This is a genomic window from Moorena sp. SIO3B2 (assembly GCF_010692525.1).
Taxonomy (GTDB): domain Bacteria; phylum Cyanobacteriota; class Cyanobacteriia; order Cyanobacteriales; family Coleofasciculaceae; genus Moorena; species Moorena producens.
On the sequence record NZ_JAAHHE010000288.1, the window covers coordinates 1 to 7803 of the forward strand.

The 7803-nt window shown below is 43.1% G+C and carries 12 protein-coding genes and 1 pseudogene; 7 read left to right on the forward strand and 6 right to left on the reverse strand.

Going from position 1 to position 7803, the window contains the following annotated elements; translation table 11 throughout:
• Window positions 1-35 precede the first annotated feature (35 nt).
• A complete protein-coding gene (locus F6K38_RS31315) occupies window positions 36-371 on the forward strand; it encodes a DUF5615 family PIN-like protein (RefSeq protein ID WP_009149619.1) in 336 nt (111 codons plus the stop codon).
• Between the two features lie 82 nt (window positions 372-453).
• Here F6K38_RS31315 and F6K38_RS31320 read toward each other — a convergent pair whose 3' ends face one another.
• Window positions 454-621, reverse strand: coding sequence for a hypothetical protein (locus tag F6K38_RS31320; protein ID WP_287358988.1), 168 nt, complete (start codon window positions 619-621; stop codon window positions 454-456).
• 83 nt (window positions 622-704) lie between these two features.
• On the opposite strand from F6K38_RS31320, the gene F6K38_RS31325 reads away from it, so the two are divergent.
• Window positions 705-935, forward strand: a complete 231-nt coding sequence (locus F6K38_RS31325) for a hypothetical protein (RefSeq protein ID WP_287358996.1) — start codon at window positions 705-707, stop codon at window positions 933-935.
• A gap of 688 nt (window positions 936-1623) precedes the next feature.
• On the opposite strand, the gene F6K38_RS31330 is transcribed toward F6K38_RS31325, so the two are convergent.
• Together F6K38_RS31330 and F6K38_RS31335 are read right to left on the reverse strand one after the other, a co-directional pair.
• A complete protein-coding gene (locus F6K38_RS31330) occupies window positions 1624-2247 on the reverse strand; it encodes a hypothetical protein (RefSeq protein ID WP_287358990.1) in 624 nt (207 codons plus the stop codon).
• 370 nt (window positions 2248-2617) lie between these two features.
• Complete coding sequence (locus F6K38_RS31335) at window positions 2618-2905, reverse strand: BrnA antitoxin family protein (RefSeq protein WP_287251683.1); 288 nt, start codon at window positions 2903-2905, stop codon at window positions 2618-2620.
• Window positions 2906-3110: 205 nt separating this feature from the next.
• Between F6K38_RS31335 and F6K38_RS31340 the strand changes: the two genes are divergently transcribed.
• Window positions 3111-3668: a hypothetical protein gene (locus tag F6K38_RS31340; RefSeq protein ID WP_287358992.1), complete on the forward strand. Its 558-nt coding sequence runs from the start codon at window positions 3111-3113 to the stop codon at window positions 3666-3668.
• Window positions 3669-3750: 82 nt separating this feature from the next.
• On the opposite strand, the gene F6K38_RS31345 is transcribed toward F6K38_RS31340, so the two are convergent.
• A complete protein-coding gene (locus F6K38_RS31345; RefSeq protein ID WP_287251679.1) occupies window positions 3751-4215 on the reverse strand; it encodes a DUF7689 domain-containing protein in 465 nt (154 codons plus the stop codon).
• Complete coding sequence (locus tag F6K38_RS31350) at window positions 4209-4637, reverse strand: hypothetical protein (RefSeq protein WP_287251678.1); 429 nt, start codon at window positions 4635-4637, stop codon at window positions 4209-4211. The genes F6K38_RS31345 and F6K38_RS31350 overlap by 7 nt, the downstream gene beginning before the upstream one ends.
• Window positions 4638-4774: 137 nt before the next feature.
• On the opposite strand from F6K38_RS31350, the gene F6K38_RS31355 reads away from it, so the two are divergent.
• Window positions 4775-4906: a hypothetical protein gene (locus F6K38_RS31355; protein WP_271969748.1), complete on the forward strand. Its 132-nt coding sequence runs from the start codon at window positions 4775-4777 to the stop codon at window positions 4904-4906.
• 23 nt (window positions 4907-4929) lie between these two features.
• Here the strand turns inward: F6K38_RS31355 and F6K38_RS31360 are convergent, their stop codons facing one another.
• The gene (locus F6K38_RS31360) at window positions 4930-5232 is read right to left on the reverse strand and encodes a DUF433 domain-containing protein (protein ID WP_287358993.1); all 303 of its coding nucleotides are present in this window, start codon (window positions 5230-5232) and stop codon (window positions 4930-4932) included.
• Between the two features lie 450 nt (window positions 5233-5682).
• Here F6K38_RS31360 and F6K38_RS31365 point away from each other — a divergent pair, with 450 nt between their 5' ends.
• From F6K38_RS31365 to F6K38_RS31375, 3 genes and pseudogenes are all read left to right on the forward strand, one after another.
• A complete protein-coding gene (locus tag F6K38_RS31365; RefSeq protein WP_287264970.1) occupies window positions 5683-5871 on the forward strand; it encodes a hypothetical protein in 189 nt (62 codons plus the stop codon).
• Between the two features lie 99 nt (window positions 5872-5970).
• On the forward strand, window positions 5971-7209 hold the full coding sequence (locus tag F6K38_RS31370) for an RNA-guided endonuclease InsQ/TnpB family protein (protein ID WP_287358998.1): 1239 nt from the start codon (window positions 5971-5973) through the stop codon (window positions 7207-7209).
• 15 nt (window positions 7210-7224) lie between these two features.
• A pseudogene (locus F6K38_RS31375) lies at window positions 7225-7626 on the forward strand (REP-associated tyrosine transposase); the annotation flags it as partial.
• Window positions 7627-7803: the final 177 nt, after the last annotated feature.

The window sequence follows — 7803 nt, forward strand, 5'->3', positions numbered from 1 at the left end:
TTCTTTATTACAGGAAAAACTTAGGAATTTAAAGGGTGAGTAAAAGGATTCGTTATCATTTGGATGAGCATATTAAATCGGTAATTGCCCGGGAATTACGCCATCGTGGAATTGATGTAACAACTACAGTTGAGGTACAGTTGAGAACTAAAAGTGATGAGTCTCAATTAGCTTTTGCAAGTCGAGAAGGGAGAGTATTAGTAACTCATGATGATGATTTTCTTAAACTAGCAGTTATAAATCCAAATCATTCAGGCATTGCTTATTGTCATCAAACTAAGCGTTCTCTTGGTCAAATTATTGAAACTTTGGTGTTAATGTATGAGGTTTATACTCCTGAAGATATGATTGATCGTGTTGAATTTTTATAAAATCCGTACCCAATTATAAACGTAGGTTGGGTTGAGGCACGTTTCCGTAAGCATTCAGCTATCAGACTATGGGCTACGCTCATTAGCTGATAGCTGATAGCTGATATAGCAATCCGTGTAGGAATTGTAAAAATTCTTGTTCCCTGTTCCCTGTTCCCTGTTCCCTGTTCCCTTTGCTATAGCTGATAGCTGATAGCTGATAACTGATCGCTGATCGCTTACGATCGCATTTCTTTACATTCTCCCTCAAAAAAAAATTTATAAAAACCCTTGACAAATTAATTTATAATCATTATGATTATAAATACAAACAAAAAGCAAAAGGTTACCCTTATGCCATCAGAATTTCCAACTAATAATCCAGACAACAATCCAGACGATTCTTCCAACAAAAAAATCCGTGTTCAGCACATTTTAAAGGGCGACCGCAAGGCAGTAACTAATACCATGCATGCCCTGTATGCAATGGGCTACGCCCAAATATCCGAGTGGAGTCCTCTGCAGCCGACGGATGTTCCCGGAGAATTCATAACAATTATGACCAAGTACTTCAGGCTCCGTTAAAACGTTAAAGCGATGCAGAGGTGCGACCCGTGGCGAATTTAATTCGCCTACGGAAAGCGCACCTAAGCGGTCTTGGGGAGCCAGTGCGGTCTTGGGGGTTCCCCCCATGAGCAACTGGCGTGGTTTCCCCCATGAGCGACTGCATCAAGACATTGCTGGGGGGTTTTCCCCCTGGCCAAACCATCCGGTCCAATCACATAGGATCACGTCTGGATAGGTTAGAAAACTGAATGACATAAGGTAACATTCCTAGCCGTGGATAGTATTTCTGCGGCTATTTTTTTTGAAGGTTGAAGGTTAGGATGTTGAAGGTTGAAGGTTGGGATGTTGAAGGTTGTCTGTCAGAATATAGAATGTAGAATGTAGAATGTAGAATGTAGAATGTAGAATGTAGAATATAGAATGTAGAATGTAGAATGCAGAATTCTCAATTCTTAATTCTCAATTCTCAATTCTTAATTCTCAATTCTCAATTCTCAATTCTAAAGTTGAAGGTTAGCTTCAGGGGTAGGGTGGGCAAATCAGGTTTGAAAGACCATTTGAACTGTTATCATGTCCATTTGCCCACCCTACTCATACTGTTCTCTGTTCCCTGTTCCCTATTCTCTGTTCCCTGTTCCCTATTCCCTGTTCCCTGTTCCCTGCTACGAAGCAAGAATCCCCGCGTCTTTAGACCGGGGAGTGTCAACTAATTATCATTGCGGACGCGGAAATACTCCTGAAAGGGATGAGACAAAATGCCCAAAAGTTTGGCAGTGTCTCTAATATAGTATTCTTGCAGATCTATCCAGACCAGCACGCCCTCTAAGCGAAGAAACTGCCAGATTAGACCAGTTGTCACAGCTCCAAAAATCGGCAAATTGACATTTTCTCTCTCGTTAAAGCGTTGGGCTGCTACCATTTCGGCAATACACTGCGCCAAACCTCCTTTAATATTTTCATTCTTGGCTTCAACTAAGGTAACAACAGGTCGGTGAATCTCATAAATTTCTCGTGAAGCGGTCAAAATAAAGTCACAATAACCGTTTAATCCTAACTCGGCATCAATATTGAATTCTGACCCTGAAAAAAAACCCACTTCATTATGAAATATTTCCCGGATTTCTAATAACGTTGGAGCGATTAAAAGTTCAGACCGGGCTTTTTCTGTATTGATGGCATTGGCGAGAGGAATATTTCGTTTTAAGATTTGTTGTAAAAGTTCGCTAACTTCGACGGGAGCAATATCCGTAAACAAATTTTGCGACTCATCAATGTTTAAGTCAAACCGATTACACACTTCAGCAATAGATTTAAAGTCCCTGTAGGACATCCCTTATGCTCCAACAAGATTGCTTTAACTTTAAACATAGAACGTAAGCATTCAGCTAATGCGCTACGCGCACGCTGCGCGAACAGCTATCAGCAGTCAGTAGTAGGGTGGGCAAATCATCATTGTAATACCATTTGATTAGGCGTAGGGTGGGCAAATTCTCAGCGATCGCATTCGGTTGGGTAGTTGGGTAGTTGGGTAGGGTGGGCAAATAATGAAAGTAATACCATTTGATCAGTTATCATGTCCATTTGCCCACCAAACCATTGCGCTTTCATCGGGGTAGGGTGGGCAAATCATCAACGTCATACCAATAGGAGCGCGTGTACATGTCCATTTGCCCACCCTACTACAAGAGTGCGATCGCGCACTACTTGAGCGGCGATTGGCCATAGGCCACGCTACGCGATCGCACTGATAATTCTTCACGAAGAATACGGCGTAGATCCCCTTGGGTGAGAGGTTGCTCAGAAGGGCACTGGAGATGTTTTTTTAAAGCCTCATTTATTAGAGTCTGATAACCAATTCCAGCCGTTTCGGCCTGTTCTCGAAAATTGGCAAGAATTTCATCATCGAGATAAATAGTAATGCGTGTTTTTCCTTTAGAAGAAATTACAGCTCCTCGTTTTCCTTTAGAAAAATCATATTCCTTTCTCATAAGCTTTTGTCTCCTGTTTTGTGGCGCGACGAGCAGAAATTAGTCGAATCACCTCACCGCGCATGGTATATACAACGACCAATGGTAATCCAGAGTTTCCTATTCCCGCGCTCGATGAAACGTTCTTCAGTAATCGAATCTGGATCAATGTCATGAATGGCAAGGGGATCGAAAAACACCATTTCAGCTTCGCTTAGGAAACACCATGCTTTTGCCAATTGGTTTTTGCAATTCTTGGATCATATTCAAAGGTCATACATATAATATATGTATAACAGAAAGTCGAGTCAAGATTCATCGTGTGGCGTGGCAAGCCTTAAATGTTGCTTCAGTGCGTACGCATTCGGAGCGGGTAGGGTGGGCAAATACTAAACGGAAGGCAATTTCATCTCGAACCCAAGACCATTTGCCCACCAAACAAGCCACGACAGTAGGGTGGGCAAATTATGTAGTGCGTACGCATTCGGAGCGGGTAGGGTGGGCAAATACTAAACGGAAGGCAATTTCATCTCGAACCCAAGACCATTTGCCCACCAAACAAGATCCGCGATTGGCCGTAGCCACGACAGTAGGGTGGGCAAATTATGTAGGGAAAGGCAATTTCATCAAAGTGTCATGTTCATTTGCCCACCAAACAAGATCAGCGATTGGCCGTAGGCCACGCTACGGGATGAAGCGTTCGCAAAGCGTGGCCTACGGCCTCAGCTTCCGCGCTTGTGCGATCGCATTCGGTGCGGTTGTGCGATCGCATTCGGTTCGGTAGTTGGGTAGTAGAGTAGGGTGGGCAAATTCTGAATGTGGCGTAGGGTGGGCACATAATCAAAGTAATACCATTTGATCACCAATCATCGACCAATGCCTACCCTACTACCTACTTTTCGCTTCATAACTTGGGCGACTTGACCGTATCTTTCTCCAGTTAACCCTTCTAATGTATCATGTTCAATATCCTCATCCTGTCCTAATTTACTCGTCCATTTTCCGTTTAATAATTGTCTAGCCACATGAGTGGGTTGACCATTTAACATGTAAATGGCTATTTTTTGATAATTTTCTTCTAAATCCGGGGTTTCACAGATTACATAACCAAGAGTTTCAAAAGCTTTAATAAAAGCCAAAAGTGTCTCAACTCTTGGAACATTAACGGGCCAATAACTCTCTTTCATTGGATCTGGCCACCACCATCTTTGAGTATCTTCAGCCGCCCAAGCCACAGCACTGGTAATGTGATAATTTGTAGAGGCTAAATTAGGATAATCCCTTTCAATCCATTGTCTGACTTGCGATAACCACGCCTCATTTCCTACCATTTATAACCGTTACGGACTCCCCAATTTAGCCATGCTTTGATCATTTCTTGAGTATTCCCCTGATGTTCTTCTTGAACAGGATCTTCTCTAGTAATGGATTTTAAAGCCCAAAACCACCGTCCAGATTTTTGTTCAAGTTCCCTTAATAATAACGGAATTGCTTCTTTTCCCATGCCAATAATTTGTTGATAAGCAGGATGCATAGCTGCTTGAGTGGTTGATGAAATTCCTCTGGTTTCTTCCCGCCACTGGTCAACGAGTTGCCTAAACGTTTGTTCGATATCTTCTTGAATTAGGGACATTTTCTCTCCATTTTGTGGTTGTAAGTAGGGGTAGGGTGGGCAAATCATCAACGTCATACCAATTGTTCCGTTATCATGTCCATTTGCCCACCAAACCTGAATGTGGGGTAGGGTGGGCAAATAATCAACGTAATACCAATTGATCAGTTATCATATCCATTTGCCCACCCTACTACAAGAGTGTGATCGCACTGCTCCCTGCTCCCTGTGCCAAAGTGTTGATTTAGCATAACAAGTACGGAAGAGCCGAATTTTTGATGCTATATTCCCTACTCCCTACTCCCTACTCCCTACTCCCTACTCCCTTGAGCTTCCCCGGTCGAGACAACATTCACGTTGCGAAGACGCAAGGCCGTTATCAGATCGCTATCCATGGTATCTTCATCTAAATAAAGACGAATTTGTGTCATTTTTAGGGTTTGGTTGCCTGATAATGTTGTTTGGCGAGTTCTTCATAGGCAGTTTGTTCGGCTGCTATATCTTGGTCTATTTCCTGACGGTTAGCATGATAATAAGTTAATGCAGCATAAATTTGAGTGATTGTTAGGTGATTTAATCGTCTGGCTATTTCTTCGGCGTTGTTACCTTGATTATATAGGCCAGCAATTCGGCGCACAGAGGTTCGAGTTCCTGCAATGACTGGACGATTACTATTGGGATCAGTTGTGATCAGGCAAGCCAATGTCGGTAAGAGTTGCCAAGGGGTTTCGACCATAGATATGGGGGGTTTTTCCCTTATTTTAAAATATAGTGCGATCGCATTCAGAGTTGTAGGGTGGGCAAATTATCATTGTAATACCATTTGATAGCGTGCTCATCCCCATTTGCCCACCCTACTCTGAATCGGGATTAAACTGAAACAGAGGATGCTCGCCACCATCAATATCTCAATATGTCGAACTATCGTCGTTCTTATGTGCCAGGAGGAGTATTTTTTCTGACTTTAGTGCGATCGCATTCCGTCGGGTAGGGTGGGCAAATCATGAAAGTTTGGCAATTTCATCATAGTGTCATGCCCATTTGCCCACCCGACAAGGTGAGTTGTAGGGTGGGCAAATTATCATTCTAATACCATTTGATAGCGTGCTTATCGACCAATGCCCACCCTACTCTGAATCGGGATTAAACTGAAACAGAGGATGCTCGCCACCATCAATATCTCAATATGTCGAACTATCGTCGTTCTTATGTGCCAGGAGGAGTATTTTTTCTGACTTTAGTCACTTATCGCCGTATTCCTCTATTTTCAGATGTTGAGAATATATCTCGGTTACGGAAGGCGATGGCAAAAATGCGGACAGAAAAACCCTTTGACATCACAGCAGCCGTTGTTTTACCGAAAATTTTGGTTTAAAGCCCCGTCCTTCGTTCGACGGCTTTTTCTTGGGCTCAGACTTGATAGTTTTATACAAACATGTTAATATAAATGTATATCAAAATAGGTCGATATTCGGTGATAATATTAGAGTTTAAAGCCAAAGGCAAAGAGTCCCAATATTCAGCTATAGACGAAGCTATCCGGACGGTCAAGTTTATCCGAAATAGCTGTATTAGTTTATGGCTGGATAATAAAGGAACGGGAAAAAGTGACCTTAGTAGGTACTCTAAAATCCTGGCTAAAGAGTTCTCTTTTGCTAATGAATTAAACTCTACAGCCCGTCAGGCTGCCTCTGAGAGGGCATGGTCATCGATTGTTCGCTTCTACGATAACTGTAAGAAAAAAGTCCCAGACAAAAAGGGTTTTCCTAAGTTCCAAAAGCGTGCTCGGTCGGTCGAGTACAAAAAGTCAGGATGGAAATTATCCCCTGACAAAAAGTCGATAACATTCACAGACAAAAAAGGGATTGGGAAGCTTAAGCTAAAGGGCACCTGGGACTTGTGGCGCTTCGACAAGAAGCAAATTAACCGGGTTCGGATAGTCAAGCGAGCTGATGGGTACTACGTTCAATTTTGTGTTGCGGTCAACGTAAAAGAGGAAGTAGAGCACACAGGCGAAATGATTGGGTTGGATGTAGGACTCAAAGAGTTCTACACAGATTCCAACGGTCACTCCGAACCCAGTCCCCGATTCTACAGAAAAGGGGAGAGACGCTTGAAGTTTTATCAACGCCGGGTTTCCCGGAAAAAGAAAGGCTCATCCAATCGCAGAAAGGCGATTAACAGATTAGGCAGGCAACACCTTAAAATAAGTAGGCAACGTGAAGAACATGCCAAGAGACTGGCACGTTGCGTAATCCGATCTAACGATTTGGTCGCCTACGAAGATTTAAGGGTTAAGAATCTAGTAAAAAATCACTGTCTCGCTAAATCTATTAATGACGCTGGTTGGTATCAATTCAGGAAATGGTTAGAGCACTTTGGCACTAAATTTGACAGGATAACTGTTGCAGTAAATCCTGCCTATACCAGTCAAAACTGCTCTGAGTGCGGCGAGGTCGTCAAGAAGTCCCTATCTACTAGGACTCATATTTGTAAATGTGGCTGCCAGTTAGACAGAGACCATAATGCCGCTATCAATATCCGAAATCGAGCTATAAGTACGACGGGGCACGTCGGAACTTGGATTCTAAATCCAAACGCTTCAGGAGATTTGGCCTCTACTGTTCTTGATTCCGTTCGCGAAGCGTCGCCTACGGCGAATCAGGTTCAGCAAGCTGGGTCGTTGAGTGAAGAATCCCCGCTCCGCGATTGACGGGGAGTGTCAACGGATCATCTTCATTTTATCTGGTCGTTACCACCGGATGATTCTAATTATTCTCAGCGAGTGTCTCGGTTTAAGGTGTTATTTACCCGCTCTTTACGGGGAAAACGCTCATTTTCGGTAGATGTTTCCCCTTCTCGTCGTAAACATCGAGAAAGCAATGTCTGGCAACGTCGGTTTTGGGAGCATACAATTCGTGATGACCATGATTTACACCGACATTTAGATTATATTCACTATAATCCGGTTAAGCATGGTTTGGTGTCTTGTCCTCATTTTTGGAAATATTCCAGTTTTCACAAATGGGTGGAGCGAGGCAAGTATCGACCCGATTGGGGGTGTTGTTGTGGCAGGAATTTACCACAAGTTCTTGATTTTAGCGATTTAGAAGATTTTGCAGGGGAGTAGGGTGGGCAAATTATGAATGTGGGGTAGGGTGGGCAAATTATCAAAGTTTTACCAATTGAATTAAACTAAGCCAGTGAGTCACCTCACTGACTCGTCTCCAAAACCGTACGTGATACTTTCGCATCATACGGCTCCTCATCACAGGTACCCTGTCAATGGCACCTCTTTTAAAACGGG

Coding starts and splice junctions, on each gene's coding strand:
- F6K38_RS31360 (WP_287358993.1), bottom strand. CDS start 5,232: ATGGTCGAAACCCCTTGGCAACTCTTACCGACATTGGCTTGCCTGATC.
- F6K38_RS31335 (WP_287251683.1), bottom strand. CDS start 2,905: ATGAGAAAGGAATATGATTTTTCTAAAGGAAAACGAGGAGCTGTAATT.
- F6K38_RS31345 (WP_287251679.1), bottom strand. CDS start 4,215: ATGGTAGGAAATGAGGCGTGGTTATCGCAAGTCAGACAATGGATTGAA.
- F6K38_RS31355 (WP_271969748.1), top strand. CDS start 4,775: ATGCTATATTCCCTACTCCCTACTCCCTACTCCCTACTCCCTACTCCC.
- F6K38_RS31365 (WP_287264970.1), top strand. CDS start 5,683: ATGTCGAACTATCGTCGTTCTTATGTGCCAGGAGGAGTATTTTTTCTG.
- F6K38_RS31330 (WP_287358990.1), bottom strand. CDS start 2,247: ATGTCCTACAGGGACTTTAAATCTATTGCTGAAGTGTGTAATCGGTTT.
- F6K38_RS31340 (WP_287358992.1), top strand. CDS start 3,111: ATGCTTTTGCCAATTGGTTTTTGCAATTCTTGGATCATATTCAAAGGT.
- F6K38_RS31325 (WP_287358996.1), top strand. CDS start 705: ATGCCATCAGAATTTCCAACTAATAATCCAGACAACAATCCAGACGAT.